At 53.9% G+C, this 17,702-nt stretch carries 16 protein-coding genes; 7 read left to right on the top strand and 9 right to left on the bottom strand.

Features of this window, described 5'->3' with window-relative positions; translation table 11 throughout:
• Window positions 1-90: 90 nt before the first annotated feature.
• On the top strand, window positions 91-969 hold the full coding sequence (locus JOE25_RS12560) for a LysR substrate-binding domain-containing protein (RefSeq protein ID WP_209635667.1): 879 nt from the start codon (window positions 91-93) through the stop codon (window positions 967-969).
• On the opposite strand, the gene JOE25_RS12555 is transcribed toward JOE25_RS12560, so the two are convergent.
• Together JOE25_RS12555 and JOE25_RS12550 are read right to left on the bottom strand one after the other, a co-directional pair.
• On the bottom strand, window positions 966-2,351 hold the full coding sequence (locus JOE25_RS12555; protein ID WP_209635665.1) for a CoA transferase: 1,386 nt from the start codon (window positions 2,349-2,351) through the stop codon (window positions 966-968). The two genes, JOE25_RS12560 and JOE25_RS12555, sit on opposite strands and share 4 nt — an antisense overlap.
• Before the next feature lie 105 nt (window positions 2,352-2,456).
• On the bottom strand, window positions 2,457-4,640 hold the full coding sequence (locus tag JOE25_RS12550; RefSeq protein WP_209635662.1) for a glycoside hydrolase: 2,184 nt from the start codon (window positions 4,638-4,640) through the stop codon (window positions 2,457-2,459).
• 515 nt (window positions 4,641-5,155) lie between these two features.
• Between JOE25_RS12550 and JOE25_RS12545 the strand changes: the two genes are divergently transcribed.
• Entirely contained in the window at window positions 5,156-5,854 is a 699-nt protein-coding gene (locus tag JOE25_RS12545) for an MgtC family protein (RefSeq protein WP_037417310.1), read from the top strand.
• Window positions 5,855-6,052: 198 nt separating this feature from the next.
• Complete coding sequence (mgtA, locus tag JOE25_RS12540) at window positions 6,053-8,752, top strand: magnesium-translocating P-type ATPase (RefSeq protein WP_209635660.1); 2,700 nt, start codon at window positions 6,053-6,055, stop codon at window positions 8,750-8,752.
• A gap of 70 nt (window positions 8,753-8,822) precedes the next feature.
• Here mgtA and JOE25_RS12535 read toward each other — a convergent pair whose 3' ends face one another.
• The 4 genes from JOE25_RS12535 to JOE25_RS12520 all read right to left on the bottom strand — a co-directional run bounded on the left by JOE25_RS12535 (window position 8,823) and on the right by JOE25_RS12520 (window position 11,242).
• The gene (locus tag JOE25_RS12535) at window positions 8,823-9,596 is read right to left on the bottom strand and encodes a DUF3307 domain-containing protein (protein WP_209635658.1); all 774 of its coding nucleotides are present in this window, start codon (window positions 9,594-9,596) and stop codon (window positions 8,823-8,825) included.
• 2 nt (window positions 9,597-9,598) lie between these two features.
• Window positions 9,599-10,195, bottom strand: coding sequence for a SatD family protein (locus tag JOE25_RS12530; RefSeq protein ID WP_209635656.1), 597 nt, complete (start codon window positions 10,193-10,195; stop codon window positions 9,599-9,601).
• A 100-nt stretch (window positions 10,196-10,295) separates the two neighbouring features.
• Entirely contained in the window at window positions 10,296-10,772 is a 477-nt protein-coding gene (locus tag JOE25_RS12525) for a DMT family transporter (protein ID WP_209635653.1), read from the bottom strand.
• A gap of 5 nt (window positions 10,773-10,777) precedes the next feature.
• Complete coding sequence (locus tag JOE25_RS12520; protein ID WP_209635651.1) at window positions 10,778-11,242, bottom strand: DMT family transporter; 465 nt, start codon at window positions 11,240-11,242, stop codon at window positions 10,778-10,780.
• A gap of 103 nt (window positions 11,243-11,345) precedes the next feature.
• On the opposite strand from JOE25_RS12520, the gene JOE25_RS12515 reads away from it, so the two are divergent.
• Window positions 11,346-12,263 (top strand): LysR family transcriptional regulator, encoded by a 918-nt coding sequence (locus JOE25_RS12515; protein WP_209635649.1) that lies wholly within the window; start codon window positions 11,346-11,348, stop codon window positions 12,261-12,263.
• 87 nt (window positions 12,264-12,350) lie between these two features.
• Here the strand turns inward: JOE25_RS12515 and JOE25_RS12510 are convergent, their stop codons facing one another.
• Complete coding sequence (locus tag JOE25_RS12510) at window positions 12,351-12,530, bottom strand: hypothetical protein (RefSeq protein WP_209635647.1); 180 nt, start codon at window positions 12,528-12,530, stop codon at window positions 12,351-12,353.
• Between the two features lie 228 nt (window positions 12,531-12,758).
• Between JOE25_RS12510 and JOE25_RS12505 the strand changes: the two genes are divergently transcribed.
• The 3 genes from JOE25_RS12505 (at window position 12,759) to arsC (ending at window position 14,901) form a co-directional block, all read left to right on the top strand.
• Complete coding sequence (locus JOE25_RS12505; protein WP_209635644.1) at window positions 12,759-13,091, top strand: metalloregulator ArsR/SmtB family transcription factor; 333 nt, start codon at window positions 12,759-12,761, stop codon at window positions 13,089-13,091.
• A 72-nt stretch (window positions 13,092-13,163) separates the two neighbouring features.
• A complete protein-coding gene (locus tag JOE25_RS12500) occupies window positions 13,164-14,447 on the top strand; it encodes an arsenic transporter (protein ID WP_209635642.1) in 1,284 nt (427 codons plus the stop codon).
• Window positions 14,448-14,469: 22 nt separating this feature from the next.
• Window positions 14,470-14,901, top strand: a complete 432-nt coding sequence (gene arsC / locus JOE25_RS12495) for a glutaredoxin-dependent arsenate reductase (protein ID WP_209635640.1) — start codon at window positions 14,470-14,472, stop codon at window positions 14,899-14,901.
• A 194-nt stretch (window positions 14,902-15,095) separates the two neighbouring features.
• Here arsC and JOE25_RS12490 read toward each other — a convergent pair whose 3' ends face one another.
• On the bottom strand, window positions 15,096-16,064 hold the full coding sequence (locus tag JOE25_RS12490) for a Dyp-type peroxidase (RefSeq protein ID WP_209635638.1): 969 nt from the start codon (window positions 16,062-16,064) through the stop codon (window positions 15,096-15,098).
• A gap of 205 nt (window positions 16,065-16,269) precedes the next feature.
• On the bottom strand, window positions 16,270-17,496 hold the full coding sequence (locus JOE25_RS12485) for a Xaa-Pro peptidase family protein (protein WP_209635636.1): 1,227 nt from the start codon (window positions 17,494-17,496) through the stop codon (window positions 16,270-16,272).
• Window positions 17,497-17,702: the final 206 nt, after the last annotated feature.

Raw genomic sequence — 17,702 nt, 5'->3', positions numbered from 1 at the left:
GATATAAAGAGGTTAAAAAGCTACCCTAGACCATTTGCGTTGTGGCGAAAATCGATGAAAAATAGCCTTTTTGGATAGCAGGGCTAACCAATGTTGAGTGAACGTATTCCGCTGCATCTCCTGCCAACCTTTGTGATTGCCGCCCGGTTAGAAAATCTGCGCGCAACGGCCCAGCAGGTGCATCTTACCCACGGCGCCATTAGCCAGCAGATTCAACAGCTCGAGCAAGCGATCGGCTGCCCGTTGTTTGAACGCCAAGGCAGGGGGCTGCGTTTGAATGCTGCCGGCCGTGAATTGCTGGCGGTCGCCGAACCGGCGTTGCTGGCATTGCAACAGGGGATAGGGCGGGTCAGACGCCTTGCGCAAAGCCAGTCACTTCGTATCAGCGTGCTGCCTTCTTTTGCGCATTACTGGTTAATGCCGCGTCTACCGTCTTTTCATGCGGCTTATGCCGATATTGCATTGGATATCGATGCATCCTTGGCAGTGCAGGATCTGTCGCGAAAAGGGTTCGATGCGGCGATTCGGCTGGGTAATGGCCAATGGGCAGATATGCAAGCGCAGCGCATTGCCTCGGGCGAAGTGATACCGGTTGGCACTCCCGCTCTGGCGCATCAGTGGCAGATAGCTTTCGACAGTGGAGCGCAAGGTATGCCGCTGCTGGAGCATGACGTCACTCCGTGGCGCAGTTGGTTTGTCGCGCATCAGCAAATGGCAAGTGAGCGCCCGTTGGCGCTGTTCAATGATGCGGGGTTATTGATCCGTGCAGCTGAACAAGGCTTTGGTATCGCACTGGTAAAAAAACGGCTGGTGAGTGATGCGCTGGCAGAAGGCCGATTAGTGGCTCTGGCACCTGCGCAGTGTCTGGATCAGACGGACTTCTATTTGGTGTGGCCGCAGACCGCTGGCTTGACGCCAGCGGTTGAGGCCTTGTTGCACTGGTTGCAGCATCAGCTAGCCGGGCATTAGCGCCGTAGCCACTCCGGCTGTGAACTGCCCAAGGTGGTGGCGGGCAGTGCCCAGCGCAGCGCTGTGCCGTTCAGCCGCAGCGGAGCGATGAGGCGTTGCGCTGGGCCCCAGTGAGTGAGTTCAGTTTCAGGGTTTTCATCCGAGGTATCGACGGGCGCCAAAGGTTCCAGCGGGTGTGGCTGTGGGTAAGGATAATCGAGCAGCAGTTGCGCTGTCCGCGCCAGAGACAGCCGAGCACTATAGCCGGTGCCCTGTTGTAGACGTTGACGCATGCCGTGCAGTACCGCTGCGGCCATCAGGTAACCTGTTGCGTGATCCAGCGCCTGCACCGGCAGCGGGACAGGCGTGGCGGCAGGCTTCCAGATCATGCCTGATTCCGCCAGGCCACAACTCATTTGTACCAAGCTGTCGAACCCGCGTCTTCCACGCCATGGGCCCGTCCAGCCATAGGCGTTCAGACACACGTCAATCAACCCAGGCGACAGAGCACGCCGTTGTTCAGCGCCATAACCCAGTTTTTCCAGCGCCCCGGCGCGGTAGCCGTGTACGATGACGTCAGCGTTTTTCAGTAGATGCTCGAAGGTGTGGCGATCGTGGGCATTGGTCAGGTTCAGCCTCGCACAGCGCTTGCCGAGGATCACGTCATGTTCCACGCCGGGTTCATCCCACCCGTAAGGATCGATACGCAATACGTCTGCACCCAACCCGGCGAGAAAGCGGGTGGCAACGGGCCCGGCGATAATCCGTGTCAGGTCCAAAACCCGTACGCCGTGCAGTGGCCTGGCTGTTGGGAGGCCCCAGTTCGGCGGCGAGGCCTCCGCTTGTTGTGCTTGATGGATCAGTGGCTCCAGTGCAACGCTCTTGCCCTGTACGTGTTGCCGCCAGGCCTTGGCCGAACGCATTTCTGCCGCGCAGCCGCCTGCTTCGATGACGGCCTGTTCCAGGTCACCTTTTTTCCACGTAAGCACCTTTTGCGCCAGTGCATTTTTATCCTGATGTGGACCGAGCACGTGCTCTACCGCGCGGCGGTGATGCGGTGCATTGGTATGCAGACGGATCCAACCGTCGCAGGTGGCATAGTCACCGGCCAGAGCATCCCAGGCTGCGGGCAATGCCCACCCCAGCGGCCGTAATGTCCAGCCGAACCATAATGACGCCAACCGACGATCGACAAAGACGTGTGGTGTATCGGCCTGATTGTGTTGCCGCAGTTCAGCACAGGCTAACCCCGCGGCACTCCAGCAGGCAGTTGCCAGTTCGCTGACGGGGAATGCGCTGTTCAGTGCGCCTTTACCACTGACTGTCAACGGGCTCGCCGGGGTGGTGTGTCCCCCCAGATGTTGTCTGATCTCAGAGAGCAGCGTTTGCGTAAAGGTATCCATCATCAACTCCAGGTTGCTGGCCGGGACTGCGTCACGCGTCGAACACCCCGTTCAATGTGAGAACGGGACAGTTCGTCATGTCTCGCGAGTGCCCCTGGCATTCAATTACGGGGTATAGTCCAGGATACGGCCGTCCGCCAGTTTGGCTCGCAGGGTTTGGGCGGCGATGCCGTTGAACGGCTGCTTGCCAAAGTTGGCGGTCAGCGTTGAGCCATCGCTGAAAGTGGTTTGCTGCACCCAACCCGCTTTATCCAACCAGCGGAAGTCGGTCAATGCCTTATCCCACAACGCTTGGTGCAGCGGACGGAAAGCGGCATCGGCTTGTTTGATTTGCGGCAAGCGCGTCTGCAGCGTCGCGCGGCTGAGATGGAACATCGGGGCCGTGTTGTACAGCTGGCTAAGCAGGCTACGCGTGGTTTTAACATCGCTGAATTTCAGATTGTCATAATTCCAGTGGTGGCTGCTGACCACCGCGTCGTGAAAAACGGCCTGGTACATTGGCAGGCGATAACGTGGATCGAACTCCACGGTGCGGTAGGGTTCTTTCACCTTGGCCGGGCTGAAGAAGAAGGCCGGTTGGGCATTGGGCCACCACGCACCGAGATAATAAGGAGAGGATTTGTCCTGGTTCATTTGCTTATCGCCCCAGCCAAAGCCCCAGGTTTCCATGCCGTGGGCAAACATAATGTGGCGTGCGGTTACCGCATTACCGTCTTCGGAACCGAGCGGCAACCGAAGGGTATTGCTGAACCAGGCAAGCCGCGCATTGCGGGCCTGCGCCATTTGTTCTGCGCCCGTGGGATGATTGGGCTGATAGTCGTCGGACACCATTCCGGTGCCGTCAACGTCCAGAAACAGGCTGTTCAGACCAGCCAGTTGCACCAGGTCACGCATGCGCTGTTGTGAGTAGGGCAGCACACAGCCTGGATTCAGGTAATAGCCCTGTTTGCCGAAACCGGGTTTTTTGCTTCCGTCAGCGCGCACGATGGCGCACTCTTCACGCAGTGCTGCCGGCAGCTGAGCTGTCAGCCAACTGTCGTTGACTCCGCGGGGAATGGCGGTGTCGTAAGAGTCATAACTGGCAATCAGGTACCCCGATTTTTTTGCGCTTTCGACCGCCTGCGGATGCAGGAATTCAGCAGTCCAGTTATCCGTTCCCAGCCACAGTCGAGGAAGGCCGGCCTGGTGCAGTGTGTCGATCAGCGGTTTCGCCAGCCCCTGGCCCCAACTGTCCGCCGGTGCGAGATAGGCCCCGAGCTGACGTTGCGCCAACGCCCTGACGTCAGCGGCTTGTTGGTATTGTGCTTGCAGGAACCCCGTTTCGTCTGGCGTAGCGTTTAGCGGTTTCAGCGCCAGCAGCGCTTGGTTTAGAGCATCAACCAAGGTTTGCTGTTGCCAGCCTTCCGGTGTTTTTCCTGCCAGTTCTCGCACGGTTTTCTGGCTATCGGCATCGATTTTTTTCCACAGCGTTTTCCCTGCTGGAGAGACCAGCCAGGACAAAATGCCCGGCCAGTTTTTCACGTCAGCCGGCGCCAACAGTTTGTCGCCCCATAAATAAATGTGTGTCGCGCCAATCAACTTTTCGCCTTCCGGCGCGGTGCGAATTTTATCGCGCAAGGTGCTGAACTGATCGCTTTGCTGCAAATACTCGCGGTAGCGATGCGCACCTGATAACAGGGTGTCTCCCACGTGCAGTAATACGTCAAAAGCTTGTTGTTGATTAAACCGATTGAACTGATGACTGGCGTGCATAGTGAGGGTGTCTTTCGTACTGGCGAAGGTGACCTGATTGCTGAAGGGGGTAAGCAATAGCCAACTATAAACCTTACCCTGCTGCTGTTGGCTCCACAGTGGCAGCTTAAGATCCCAGTTGGTATCCAGCGGTGTCATCTCTTTGACCAGATAATGTTGCCAAACGGGATTGTCCAACGGTATGCGGCTGCCTTCGCCAATGGGCAACAGCAAGGTGCTCGCCTGCGGTGGCAGGGTGAACCACGTCATTGTCTGTGCTCGGTTGCTGCTGAAGCTCAGCCGCAGATCGCTGCCGTCCAACCGGGCGCTGATGCTTATCGCGCTGTTTGGCCACTGCCAGCTTGCCTGTGTGGCGGTGCTTTGCAGATCAGCCACGGTTTGCACGGCCTGAGCCTGGTTGACCAGGGTTTTGTCTGCTGTGATCTTTAACGTGGCCGGATCGATATCGAACCGGACTGCCCCCTGCTCCAAAAGGAGTGCCTTAACGGGAAAAGCGGTAAGCAGGGCGAGGCTAATGGAAAGTCGAAGTATGCTCATCGAGCGGGATGTCCTTAGGGTTGATTGTCCTGTTAGGGGATGAGTTTATCGGTAATCACCGGCTTGCCCAATGCGAATCCGTTATAATTGTGTGACGCATCAAATATGCAGAATTATTGAGTTTAATTTTCGTTTAATAAATTCGTCTTTACATCATCACTCCGCGTCACTATACTCAGCCAAAATTTCAATGAGGAAACACAATTGGACAGTTTTAGTTGCAGTGATATAAACAAGGCAAGCTGACCAATCCTCTTTTGATTTGTTGCTTGCCGAAAACGGCGGGCAGCACCCCTCTCACGTTATTCCGAGCTGTGCAAACCCGAATCTTATAGTTGTTCCTGCTGCCTATTGGCATCGGGCGAATTGATTTGGACGTTATTATGGCAACTTTCAGCCACAGCCTTTTCCCTCCAGGCACTGATACGCTCAATCGCTGATTTAATATCGGCGCAATTTTGCGTGTGCTAAAAAGCACATGATTTTATCTCCTGCAGTTATTTAAGGGGAAAGTCATGGCTATGACTCCTTTTGTTTTAAATTTATTACTGGCGATGAGCCTGGGCGCGATTATTGGCGCTGAACGGCAATGGCGCCAGCGTATGGCTGGCCTGCGTACCAATGCGTTGGTCGCGACCGGTGCCGCCGTATTTATTCTTAGCTCCATGTCCACCGATCCGTCCAGTGCCGGGCGGGTTGCTGCACAGATTGTCTCGGGTATCGGTTTCCTGGGTGCGGGTGTGATCATGCGTGAAGGGCTGAATATCCGCGGCTTGAATACTGCTGCGACGCTGTGGTGTTCAGCGGCGATTGGTGTGCTGTGCGGCCTGGGGCAATATTGGAATGCCGTGTTGGCGACACTGGTGATCCTGTGCGCGAACATCTTATTACGTGAGGCAGCCCAGCGCATTAATCTGCAGCCTCAGCAGCAGGCGACCGATCTCGAGGTGTGCTACCGCATTCAGGTTACCTGCGGCGAGCAAGATGAAATATTGGTGCGCACCTTGATATTGCAGGCGCTGAATGGCGTGGCATTAAGGCTGCAATCATTGCGCAGTGCCGATATTTCCATTCCTGGCCAACTCGAGGTGTGTGCAGAAATAACGGCAAATCCTTCCGTGCAAAAAGAAATTGAAGGCATTGTCTGTCGAGTCAGTCTCGAGAAAAGTGTTAGCGCCGTGCGCTGGCGTATCGCGTCTGAATTACCTGTCTAATTATTGATAAATATTCACTGCATACAGTGATAAGGAGGCGTCATGGACGGTGACCCCGAAACGTTAATTGCTCAGCGTTTATGGCGCGGTAATAAACCGCGTTAATTACGCTAACTAAATAAATTCCACTCTGCGTTTATTCACCTGTTAATCGGGCGGGGTATTCCTGTGCGCAGAGTAAAATAAGAGAATAGCGTTATGACCTATATTAATGAAACAGCTCGCCGTCGCGATAAAATAAAGGCGCCTTACGCCATCGCACACGAGGCGAAAAACAGCGTTGAGCAGACGCTGGCTAATTTAAAATGCAACCGCAACGGCTTAACCCAGGATGATGCGGTTGAACGTCTCGAGCAGTTCGGTGTTAACCAGGTTGCTCACGAGAAAGCGCCGCACGCGTTGGTACAGCTCATCGCTGCGTTCAATAACCCATTTATCTTTGTACTGATGGTGCTGGCTGCGATCAGTTTCTTTACCGACTACTGGCTGCCTGCCCGGCGCGGTGAAGAAACCGATCTCACTGGCGTGATCATCATATTGGTGATGGTTTCACTTAGCGGACTGCTACGTTTTTGGCAGGAATATCGCACCAACAAGGCGGCGGAAACGTTGAAGTCGATGGTGCGTACCACCGCAACGGTATTGCGCCGCAGCAGTTACAGCGCGCAGCCATTGACGCTAGAACTCCCCATCCGTGAACTGGTACCGGGCGATATTATTACGCTTTCCGCCGGGGATATGATACCGGCTGATGTGCGCCTGTTGGCCTCGCGCGATCTGTTTATCAGCCAGGCGATCCTGACCGGGGAGGCAATCCCGATCGAGAAATACGATGCGATGGGCAACGTCAGCCAAAAATCGAGTGAGAATGACGTTTCCAGTGAGCATGCCTTGTTGGAACTGTCGAATATCTGCTTGATGGGCACTAACGTCGCCAGCGGCACGGCCACGGCGGTTGTGGTGGCGACGGGCGGCCGCACCTATTTTGGCTCACTGGCTAAATCGATTGTCGGTTCCCGTTCGCAAACGGCGTTTGACCGTGGGGTGAACAGCGTCAGTTGGTTGCTGATCCGCTTTATGCTGGTGATGGTACCGATTGTGCTGTTGATCAATGGTTTCACCAAAGGCGACTGGAGCGAAGCGGCGCTGTTTGCCCTGGCGGTGGCCGTTGGGCTGACGCCTGAGATGCTGCCGATGATCGTCAGTTCTAACTTGGCGAAAGGTGCCATTGCGATGTCACGGCGCAAAGTGGTGGTCAAACGCCTGAACGCCATTCAGAACTTTGGCGCGATGGATGTACTCTGCACCGACAAAACCGGCACACTGACTCAGGACCGCATCATCCTCGAACATCATCTGGATGTGAGCGGGGCCAGAGACAATGAGGTGTTGCATCTGGCGTGGCTGAACAGCTTTCACCAGAGTGGAATGAAAAACCTGATGGATCAAGCGGTGATCCGTTTTGGCCGCGGCAAGCCGGGCATTGAGGCTCTGGGGCGTTTTAGCAAGGTTGACGAGCTGCCGTTTGACTTCGTGCGTCGCCGTTTGTCGATTGTAGTCGAGGATGAAAACTACCAACAGCGCCTGATTTGCAAAGGGGCAGTGGAAGAGATGCTCGAAATCGCTACCCATGTGCGTGAAGGGCAGCAGATTTTACCCTTGGATCAGGCACGACGTGACGCATTGCAGGCGCTTGCCGCTCAATATAACGAGGATGGGTTCCGCGTGCTGGTCTTGGCAACGCGGGAACTGGGTGAGCAGAAAAACGCCTTGCCGCTGAGCGTGGCCGATGAACGCGATATGGTTATCCAGGGGCTGTTAACCTTCCTCGATCCGCCAAAAGAAAGTGCGCAGGAAGCGATAGCCGCACTACAGGAAAACGGCGTGGCCGTGAAGGTACTGACCGGTGATAACCCGGTGATCACCTGCAAAATCTGTCGTGATGTCGGGCTGGAACCGGGTGAGCCGCTTTCCGGTCCGCAAATTGCCGAAATGGATGACGCGACCTTAGCGCGAGAGGTCGAGCAGCGTACTGTCTTTACCAAACTGACGCCGCTGCAGAAGTCGCGGGTGCTGAAGATGCTGCAGGCGAATGGCCACACCGTCGGCTTTCTTGGTGACGGCATTAATGATGCACCAGCATTGCGTGATGCCGACGTGGGCATTTCGGTAGATACCGGTACTGATATTGCCAAAGAGTCGGCGGACATCATTTTGCTGGAAAAAAACCTGATGGTGTTGGAAGAGGGGGTGATCAAGGGGCGTGAAACCTTCGGGAATATCATCAAGTACTTGAACATGACCGCCAGCTCCAACTTCGGCAACGTGTTTTCCGTGTTGGTGGCCAGCGCATTTATCCCGTTCCTGCCGATGCTGGCGATCCATCTGTTAATCCAGAACCTGATGTACGATATTTCTCAATTGTCTCTGCCGTGGGACAAGATGGACAAAGAGTTCCTGCGTAAACCACGCAAGTGGGATGCTAAAAACATTGGCCGCTTTATGCTGTGGATTGGACCAACGTCGTCAATATTTGACATCACCACTTATGCATTGATGTGGTTTGTCTTCGCTGCCAACAGTGTTGAACACCAGGCGCTGTTCCAGTCCGGCTGGTTTATTGAAGGGTTGTTATCACAAACGCTGGTGGTGCATATGCTGCGTACCCAGAAGATACCCTTTATTCAAAGCACCGCAGCATTGCCCGTTCTGTTGACCACGATTTTGGTGATGGCGCTGGGTATCTATCTGCCATTCTCACCACTGGGTGCATTGGTCGGGTTGCAGCCACTCCCTTGGGAATACTTCCCGTGGTTGGCGGGGACCTTGATCAGCTACTGTGTGGTGGCGCAGATGATGAAGCGTTTCTATATTCGCCGCTTTGGTGAGTGGTTGTAATTCCTCAGAGGCGTTTCTGTCGCGGCGATGTTTTTCGCCGCGATGCATTCGGGCGCAAAACATTGCGCCCCTACAACAACTTTTTCACCAGCAGGCCAAGCATAATGGTCAGCGTAAAGGAAAACAGCGTACCGAGTAGCACATACTCAGTGCGCATTTTGTCATCACTCTGCCGCAAATCGCCAAAGCGAAAAATGGATTTGGCCGCTAACAAAAAGCCGATTGCCGGAATCTGCCCAATCAAAACAAAAGTCAGGATCAGCGTTCTTTCCAGATAACCGATTTGTTTGCCCGCACGTAACAGGGAGTCATTATCGGCTTTGGCAGAAGGCGGCATTTGTGGTGTCCAGTGCGCCAGCAATTGTCCAATCAAAATACCCAGTGGCATATAAATTAAGAGATACGCCAATACAACCAGGCCAGACTGCCAACTGATGAGGGTCGCGCCGAGCGCGGTGAACAAACTGGAGGCGTTGGGGGTCAAGAACAGCCACAGCAAAACAATCACTGCCAGATGCAGACATTGGTCGAGGAGAAACCCACCTGCCTGGCTGAGAGGCGTCAACAGCGTGACTTTTAGCAAATCAATGAGCCAGTGACTGATGGCGATAACCAATAACGTGGTGAGGATCTGGAGGGAGGACAGCCCACCGTGCAGCAGCGCAAACCCGGCCACGACCCAAGCGGCAAGGACACCGTGCAGTAAGGCGTGTAGCAGCAGGAATCGGGAACGCCCGCGATGAACAATTTTATCCTCAACCCAACTTCGTGGTTGCAGCGAAAAGTCTGCAAGCACGTGGGCGATCAGCAACCAGGTCAGCAAAGGTACGTAACTCAAATCCATATTCAGGTGATCCTGTTAATCGCGTGAATAAACCGCATGATTTCCTCGTAGGCCGCGCGTTTAAGCGTTGCGGAGACCGTCGAGGCGGCCTTTTGCAGCTTTTCTGCCACTTCCTGATTGGTTGTAGCCAATATACGCGCCCGGACTATCCGCGCTTCGGTCTGGGAAAGGCGGCTAACCACATGATCTAGCATTGGTAACAGATCGCTGACAATGGCATTTGTTTGGTCATTATCATTTTTCAGAGCTAACCGGCAATTTTTCGTCAGGCCATCCAGCGCCTGGCCCGAATTCACAAAAGCGCTGCCATAGCCGGCGTTTTTTGCCTCCCCCGCGCCCAGACCCACGGCGATGCGAGCGTCCCAGTGTCGGGTATCCATTGCTTTGAGTGCGATGCGGATATAAACCGCCAGCAGTAAACCGGATTGCGGTTCCGCCACGGCTTGAAATGCATCCCCGCGGAAAACCTCAAACGTTTGAATAAGCTTAGCCTGTTGCAGCTGGGTCAGCAGGGCATGTAACTCGGTTATGTAGTGAGTGGTATCTAACTGCCGGGAGTTGACCAGATCGCCAGTGATCACGCTGATTTGTGCGGGCATGTTATTGGCTCGTAAGCGGTAGGGTGTCACTAAACTTCGCACCTAAATACGAATATGTCAACAATTCGTACTTAGATGCGAATTTTTATGATATTCGTATCTAGATACGAAATTTACAGGATAACGACATACGTTCATAGAGCCACGTAGTCAGGGGTTTTTTCATTCGTGCCAGATAAATACCCAGTATGATCAGGCTAATGGCAAGGAGTTGTACACTGGCTGAACCCTCGTTGTCGCGCAGACGATCTATTACCACCCCCGTCAGCATTTGACCGCTGATAATCAGTAATGCGGCGCGAAGGGTCCCCAGACGGGGTAGCACGTAGCTGTTCAATGCGACAAACAACGCCCCAATGACCCCACCCAGATAAGCTCCCCAAGGCGCCTGACCGAAGGGGCTGGCAGTGAATCCGCCAATGACTGCCAGCAGCAGGCTGAGGAACACAAAGCCGACAATGTGATTGCAGAGTGAGGCGTGGAAAGCTCCACGACTTAGCGACAGACGGCCATTAATTGCACGGCTGATGCTGATGCAAATGCCGTTAAAGAGCGCGAGGAGTACCAAGGTTAGCATGACAATTATCTCAGGAAGATGAGGAGGGCGCAGCCGGAAAGGATCAGCAGCGTGGCAATAACGTCGTTGACGCTGAGACGGCGTTTAATTACGCCAAACCAGCCGCAGCTGTCGGACACCATGCCAAATAAAACCTGGCCGGTAAGCATGAGCGCAAGGCTGCCGGAAAGTGCCAGAGGGCTATTGACGGTAATGGCAGCTAACACCACCGTCAGGGCACCGGGAATCCCCCCCAGATAGGCCCAACGGGGAACACTGGCAGGCGGCAATGAGGATGCCGACCTCGGGGTACGCCAGCGCAGCAGGAGCAAGAGCAACCAGGCCGTGATCGCCCCAACGCCGTGCGCGACCCATGAAGCAAACAGTGGGGAGTTAAAGCTGGCCAACAGGCTATTGATGCCTATCATCAGCGCCAATAATGCGCCAGCGGCCAGCGCTAGCAGAGGGTTGGAGAAACGCTCGTGTATCATCGTGTCAGATCCTATTTTGGGCTGACAGATAGGCTATATTGTTTTTGTTTTCGGCATAATCCATTAAAATGGAAACTCATTGTTGAGTAAAAGTTGACGAAGAATGCAGGATAACTTTGCGGCGATCCCGGTATTTGTGGCAGTAGTAGAATGCGAGAGTTTTTCAGCGGCTGCCCGGAGGCTGGGTATCACCAAATCAGCGGTAAGCAAGCGAATCGCCCAGTTGGAAAACTCACTTGGCGTACAATTGCTACAACGCACTACGCGTAGCCTGAGCCTTACTGAAGCGGGAGAGCAGTATTTTGGCTATGCCCGTAATGCCTGTGCCGTGGCACGCGAGGGAGAGGATGTGGTCACCCGGTTACAAGGGCAACCGCAGGGTTGCTTGCGGATCAGTGTGCCTATGGTTTTTGGCCGTTTGCATGTTGCGCCGCTGATCCCCCGTTTTCTGGCGGCTTGCCCGGACGTGGAGATCACTATGATGATGGATGATCAGGTGGTTGATCTGGTCGATGGGGGTTTTGATCTGGCTATTCGCATTGGTCAACTGGCTGATTCGAGCTTGATTGCCCGGCGTATTGCCCCTTGTCACAGCCTATTATGTGCCGCCCCCGCTTATCTGGCCTGCTACGGTACACCGACAGATCTGGAGCAGCTGTCACGGCATAATTGCCTGTTTTACAGCTATTTCCGGGGTGGCAGCGAATGGCAATTTGAGGGGCCAACGGGAAGGGTGCGCTTTCAACCACGCGGTAATTATCAGGTAAATAACAGTGAAGCTTTGCGCGAGGCGTTACTCGCCGGCATGGGGATTTGTCAGATGCCGACCTTTATCGTCGGGGATGATATTGCTCAGGGGCGGCTGATTGAGCTAATGCCTGCTTATCGGCTACCAGAACATGCCATCTATGCCGTATATCCACAGCGTAAATACCTGCCAGCCAAAGTATCGGCTTTTGTCGACTTCTTACTTGCACAACTGGGCGGAGATCAGCCCTATTGGGATGTTCCACGGCAGTGATAACCCATTCACTGCTCAGCCGGGAATACGCGGGCCTGATGGCTCGCCACCGGCGTGGAGCGGGTTGTTAGGGTTACGGCCTGGCATTCAGAAGCTTTTTACCAGCACTTCACGCGGCTGCTCACTGCCGTGCTTCAGCAGATAATCAAATGATTTTTCGCTGGTCTTCAGTTGCTGCAGGAATTCCTGCGGCGATAAGTCGTGTTTTTTGCCGCTCATATACGCCAGCGCCAGTTCTTTTGCCTGATAACGAGAGAAGTTGTACATCGTGCCTCCGTTGAGAATGAAGTGTTTTCGTTACAGGCTGATTGTAGGGGAATAGCACATAATGAACAGTCGCTTTGGCGTATAGAATCGATAGCCAAAACTTAACCTGGCTTTGTGTCTGGTGAAGTAATCGCCTGTTTTAGTCAAACACATATGATTTTTCATATGTATTGTTGACATCCTTTCGCTGCGGATTATGATGCTATCAATGACCCTGGAGCCCCATTTATGACATCAATAACACCGCTGCAATTGTTTAAAAATCTATCGGAAGAGACGCGTCTCACAGTGGTGCTTTTACTGCGCCAGATGGGGGAGCTCTGCGTGTGTGAGTTATCGGGGGCGCTGGCTGAATCACAACCCAAAATTTCCCGTCATCTTGCCATGTTGCGTGAAAGTGGTTTGCTGCTTGATCGCCGTGAAGGAAAATGGATCTATTACCGGCTGTCGCCGCATATGCCGGCATGGGCAGCAGCAGTCATTGAACAGGCTTACCTTAGCCAGCAACAGCAGGTGACTGAACTGGCACAACGCGCGGCGGGGAATGAGGCGGTGTGTTGATAACGTAAAATTTTTTAATTTTATATATATGAAATTTCATATGTGTCTGGCATAAGCCACTAAGGAGTTGTGATGGTGCTGGCCGGGGTAATATTCATCCTGACTATCATTTTGGTGATCTGGCAACCCAAAGGGTTAGGCATCGGCTGGAGTGCTTCACTTGGCGCGGGGCTGGCATTGCTGACTGGCGTGGTGCATCTCAGTGATATTCCTCTGGTCTGGCAGATCGTCTGGAATGCTACTGCCACGTTTGTCGCCGTGATTTTGATCAGCTTGCTGCTGGATGCCTCTGGTTTTTTCGAATGGGCGGCGCTGCACGTAGCGCGCTGGGGCAAGGGGAAAGGGCGTTGGTTATTCACCTATATTGTGCTGCTGGGGGCAGCGGTGGCGGCACTGTTCGCCAATGACGGTGCGGCGTTGATCATGACGCCAATTGTGATTGCTATGTTGCTGGCATTGGGTTTCAGCCCAGGAACTACATTGGCCTTCGTGATGGCTGCGGGGTTTATTGCCGATACCGCAAGCCTACCGCTGGTGGTGTCCAATCTGGTGAATATTGTTTCCGCGGACTACTTCCAACTGGGTTTCACTGAGTATGCCGCCGTAATGGTCCCGGTGAATATTGTCGCTATCGTTGCCACACTGGTGATGCTGCATTTGTTCTTCCGTCATGATATTCCCGTGAACTATGACCTGTCGCGATTACGGCGGCCACGGGAGGCAATTCGCGATTTACCGACATTTAAAGCCGGCTGGGGTGTATTGGTATTGTTGTTGGTCGGTTTTTTTGGACTGGAACCGCTCGGTGTGCCGGTTAGCGCAGTAGCTGCCATTGGCGCATTGATTCTGTTGGTTGTCGCGAAAAGAGGGCGGGTCATAAATACCGGGAAAGTTCTTCGCAGTGCACCTTGGCAGATTGTGGTTTTTTCTTTGGGTATGTATCTGGTGGTTTATGGCCTGCGCAACGCAGGATTAACCGGTCTGTTGGCGGGTGTGCTTGATACGCTGACAGAACGCGGGATATGGGCGGCAACGCTGGGGACGGGGGTTCTGAGCGCCTTTTTGTCCTCTATGATGAATAACATGCCGACGGTGTTGGTGGGAGCACTGTCGATTGACAGCAGCAACGCTACGGGGGTGATTAAACAGGCGATGATTTATGCCAACGTGATAGGCAGCGATCTGGGGCCGAAAATTACCCCAATTGGCAGCTTAGCCACGCTGCTGTGGTTGCACGTGTTGTCGCAAAAAAATATCGCTATCACCTGGGGATATTACTTCCGCGTGGGCATCGTGATGACGTTTCCGGTGCTATTCGTCGCGTTGGTCGCTCTGGTGCTGCGCCTGTTGCCTTAGTCTTAATCCAAGAGAGAACGTCATGAGTATCATCAAGATTTACCATAACCCGGCTTGTGGCACGTCGCGCAATACATTGGCGTTGATCCGCAACAGTGGGGTGGAACCGGCTGTCATTTTGTATCTGGAGACACCGCCAAGTCGCGAGCAACTAATTGAATTGATTGCTGATATGGGTATTTCTGTACGTGCCTTGTTGCGAAAAAATGTCGAGCCCTACGGCACGCTGAATCTTGAGGATGTGGAGTGGCGCGATGATCAGTTGCTCGACGTTATGTTGAAGCACCCGATATTGATCAACCGGCCGATCGTGGTAACGCCGCTCGGCACCCGACTGTGTCGTCCGTCGGAAATGGTATTGGATATCCTGCCGGATGCACAACAAGGTCCCTTCAGTAAAGAAGATGGCGAACCTGTCATTGATGCCCAGGGGCAGCGGATAACGGAAAAGTAACCCCCTGGTCCGCATCGCCGAACCCTGTTTTCAGCGCAGTTGAACAATCAAAATACTTAGCCTGAACCCTTGCTTGCCACAGGTCGCACTCTGGTATTGACGTGGTGAAAGGGTTTAGGCAAGTTCAGCGCTTAAAGGCGCTCAAAATGAGGAAGAAAGACGCCACGCTGGTTTGGCCGTGGCGCCATGGGCATTTACTGGGCCGCGTTTTCGGTGGTGTTGCGGTCGGCCAAATCTTCTAACAAGGTCGCCGAGGGGACAAAGAACAGGCTGCCGGTAACCGCGTGGCTGAAATCGAGCAGGCGATCATAGTTGCCAGCCGGGCGGCCAACGAACATGTTTTCCAACATTTGTTCGATGGGCTGAGGGGAACGTGCGTAACCAATAAAGTAAGTGCCAAACTCGCCCATGCCGGGTTTACCGAAGGGCATATTGTCACGCAATATTTTGACTTCATCGCCATTTTCATCCACCAGCGTCGTCAACGAACTGTGCGATGACGAGGGTTTGACGTCCTCGTCCAGTTCAATATTGGATTGCTTGTGACGACCAATAATGTTCTCTTGCGTTTCAACGGTCAGTGAATTCCAGCCTTTCATATCATGCAGATACTTTTGCACCAACACGTAACTGCCGCCGGAAAACGCGGCGTCTTCATTGCCAATCACCGTGTAGTCGAAAGCGTCATGACCCTCAGGGTTTTCGGTGCCATCGACAAAGCCAATCATCGCCCGTTGATCGAAGTAGCGGAATCCGTGTACTTCTTCAATGACTGTCACGGCACCACCGAGTTTGTTCATCAGTTGTGTTGCGAGCTCAAAGCACAGATCCATCTCATCGGCACGGATATGCAACAGAATATCGCCGGGTGTGGAGACGGCAATACGGTCACCGGAGCCTATTGCGCGAAAAGGATGAAGTTGTGACGGACGAGGCTGACCGAATAGCCTGTCCCAGGCCGTGGAACCAAAACCGCAGACGCAGGTTAAGTTTCCTGCCGGAGCTCTTTTGCCGACGGAACGGATCACGCCGCTGATATCGGCGCACCAGCCACGCACTGTCGCGAGGTGTGCAGGTTCGGTCGACAGCGTGGCGACCAGGAAGATCGCATGGCGTGTAACAGGGCTGAAAACAGCCTGAGGTTGTTGCGTATGGGTAGTCATAGCATCCGGTGCATAAGAAAGTCGGAACTTAAAACTAATCTATTTTCGCGCCAACGCCAACCGATTAACCGCAGTTTGTCAGTGGGCATCTGTGGTGGCGGAATGAGGCCATTGGTGCAAGAGGGGCTTCTGAACCACGTCCGGTGTTTACCGGTTATTTGCCGCGATATGTAAATCCGAGCGGTATAACCGCCCGGGTGGGGGTTCAACGTGCGATATCGAAAGGATCGTCAATGGATTTTGCCGGCGTTGTAAACCAGCGAGCCCCGTCCTCAGTGACGTAAAAATGGTCCTCAAGGCGAATACCGAACTCGCCTGGCAGGCATAACATGGGTTCGATACTGGCGCACATGCCGACATCGAGCGGCTGCGTCTGTTTACGGATCAGATAGGGGGCCTCATGAATGTCCAGCCCAATACCGTGCCCGGTACGGTGTGGCAAGCCCGGCAACTGATAATCTGGCCCGAAGCCATGAGAAACCAGCACGTCGCGCGCGGCATCATCCACTTTATGGCAGGGCACGCCCGGTGCAATAACCGCAAATGCCGCGGCCTGGGCTTCATGTTCGGCCTGCCAGGCGAAACGTTGTCGTGCGCTGGCGTCACCGTACACATAGGTGCGGGTAATGTCAGACAGATAATCCTTGTAGCGGCAACCGGTATCCAGCAGTACGACATCGTTGTGTTGTAATGGCTTTGGCTCTTTCACACCGTGCGGGAATGCACTGTCCGAGCCAAATAGCGCAATACAAAAGTAAGACCCTGATGTGCCCATTTTGCGATGGGCTTTGTCCACGAAATCGACCAGCTCTCTGGCGGTGATACCCGGACGCAATATACTTGCCGCGGCCTGCTGGACACGCAACGTAATGTTATTGGCCGTCTGCATCAGTGCGATTTCCGTTGCTGATTTACGGCTACGGCAGTGCCCGGTGACAGGCTGTGCGCTGATCAACGTCATGTCGCCCGCATGCTGCTGCAAACCGAGGAACAACGTCACTGGCGCCGTTTCGCAAATGGCTATTTTGTGCCCGCGCCCGGTGCCCGCCAACCCACGAGAGGCCAGAAGGGTGAAGAACAGCCGATAGGGATCTTCCTCTTCATGCCAGCTGAATATCTCGGCCTCAATAACCTGCGCGTCTTTGAACGTGCCTATTTCAAACCAGGGCACAATATAGGCGATATCCCCTTCGGCCGGGATCACTGCGCCGACCATGCGTTCACTGGGCGACCAATGGGTACCGGTAAAATAGAGCAAATTGCTGCCAGCATTGATGTAGCAGGCGTCGATACCGTTTTGACGCATCAGGTGCTGTGCTTGCTGAATGCGCTGTCGATACTCACTGGCGGCAATGTCAGGCGGATTATCCGTTAACGGTTGCAGCTGTTCCAGGGCGTCTTGAGGCGTGCAACCGCCAATGCCTGTAGCCATGCGTTTCTCCTTGCGAAATGTGAAATATCTGGGGGCAATGTTCCGGCGCTAAACCTTCATCATAAGTAAAGCGCAGCGCGAATACTTGGTTCAAATAGATAAGAAAACTGTCGAATACAGCACAGTTTTCCCCGGGAGGCCGATATGCCTCAACGTTGTCCAACAGAATTTGTTGTAAACGGCGTTATAAGCTAACCAGAAATTAT

Origin of the sequence: Serratia sp. PL17 (assembly GCF_017832355.1) — a bacterium.
In the GTDB taxonomy this organism is placed as follows: domain Bacteria; phylum Pseudomonadota; class Gammaproteobacteria; order Enterobacterales; family Enterobacteriaceae; genus Serratia.
The sequence above is the reverse complement of the archived record's forward strand: the minus strand, read 5'-3'. Positions and strand labels throughout refer to the sequence as shown.

Excerpts from the sequence above, each read along its gene's own strand:
- JOE25_RS12525 (WP_209635653.1), bottom strand. The coding sequence starts at position 10,772 with ATGCTAACCTTGGTACTCCTCGCGCTCTTTAACGGCATTTGCATCAGC.
- JOE25_RS12485 (WP_209635636.1), bottom strand. The coding sequence starts at position 17,496 with ATGGCTACAGGCATTGGCGGTTGCACGCCTCAAGACGCCCTGGAACAG.
- JOE25_RS12555 (WP_209635665.1), bottom strand. The coding sequence starts at position 2,351 with ATGGATACCTTTACGCAAACGCTGCTCTCTGAGATCAGACAACATCTG.
- mgtA (WP_209635660.1), top strand. The coding sequence starts at position 6,053 with ATGACCTATATTAATGAAACAGCTCGCCGTCGCGATAAAATAAAGGCG.
- arsC (WP_209635640.1), top strand. The coding sequence starts at position 14,470 with ATGAGTATCATCAAGATTTACCATAACCCGGCTTGTGGCACGTCGCGC.
- JOE25_RS12550 (WP_209635662.1), bottom strand. The coding sequence starts at position 4,640 with ATGAGCATACTTCGACTTTCCATTAGCCTCGCCCTGCTTACCGCTTTT.
- JOE25_RS12535 (WP_209635658.1), bottom strand. The coding sequence starts at position 9,596 with ATGGATTTGAGTTACGTACCTTTGCTGACCTGGTTGCTGATCGCCCAC.
- JOE25_RS12500 (WP_209635642.1), top strand. The coding sequence starts at position 13,164 with ATGGTGCTGGCCGGGGTAATATTCATCCTGACTATCATTTTGGTGATC.
- JOE25_RS12560 (WP_209635667.1), top strand. The coding sequence starts at position 91 with ATGTTGAGTGAACGTATTCCGCTGCATCTCCTGCCAACCTTTGTGATT.
- JOE25_RS12545 (WP_037417310.1), top strand. The coding sequence starts at position 5,156 with ATGGCTATGACTCCTTTTGTTTTAAATTTATTACTGGCGATGAGCCTG.
- JOE25_RS12515 (WP_209635649.1), top strand. The coding sequence starts at position 11,346 with ATGCAGGATAACTTTGCGGCGATCCCGGTATTTGTGGCAGTAGTAGAA.
- JOE25_RS12520 (WP_209635651.1), bottom strand. The coding sequence starts at position 11,242 with ATGATACACGAGCGTTTCTCCAACCCTCTGCTAGCGCTGGCCGCTGGC.
- JOE25_RS12505 (WP_209635644.1), top strand. The coding sequence starts at position 12,759 with ATGACATCAATAACACCGCTGCAATTGTTTAAAAATCTATCGGAAGAG.
- JOE25_RS12490 (WP_209635638.1), bottom strand. The coding sequence starts at position 16,064 with ATGACTACCCATACGCAACAACCTCAGGCTGTTTTCAGCCCTGTTACA.
- JOE25_RS12530 (WP_209635656.1), bottom strand. The coding sequence starts at position 10,195 with ATGCCCGCACAAATCAGCGTGATCACTGGCGATCTGGTCAACTCCCGG.
- JOE25_RS12510 (WP_209635647.1), bottom strand. The coding sequence starts at position 12,530 with ATGTACAACTTCTCTCGTTATCAGGCAAAAGAACTGGCGCTGGCGTAT.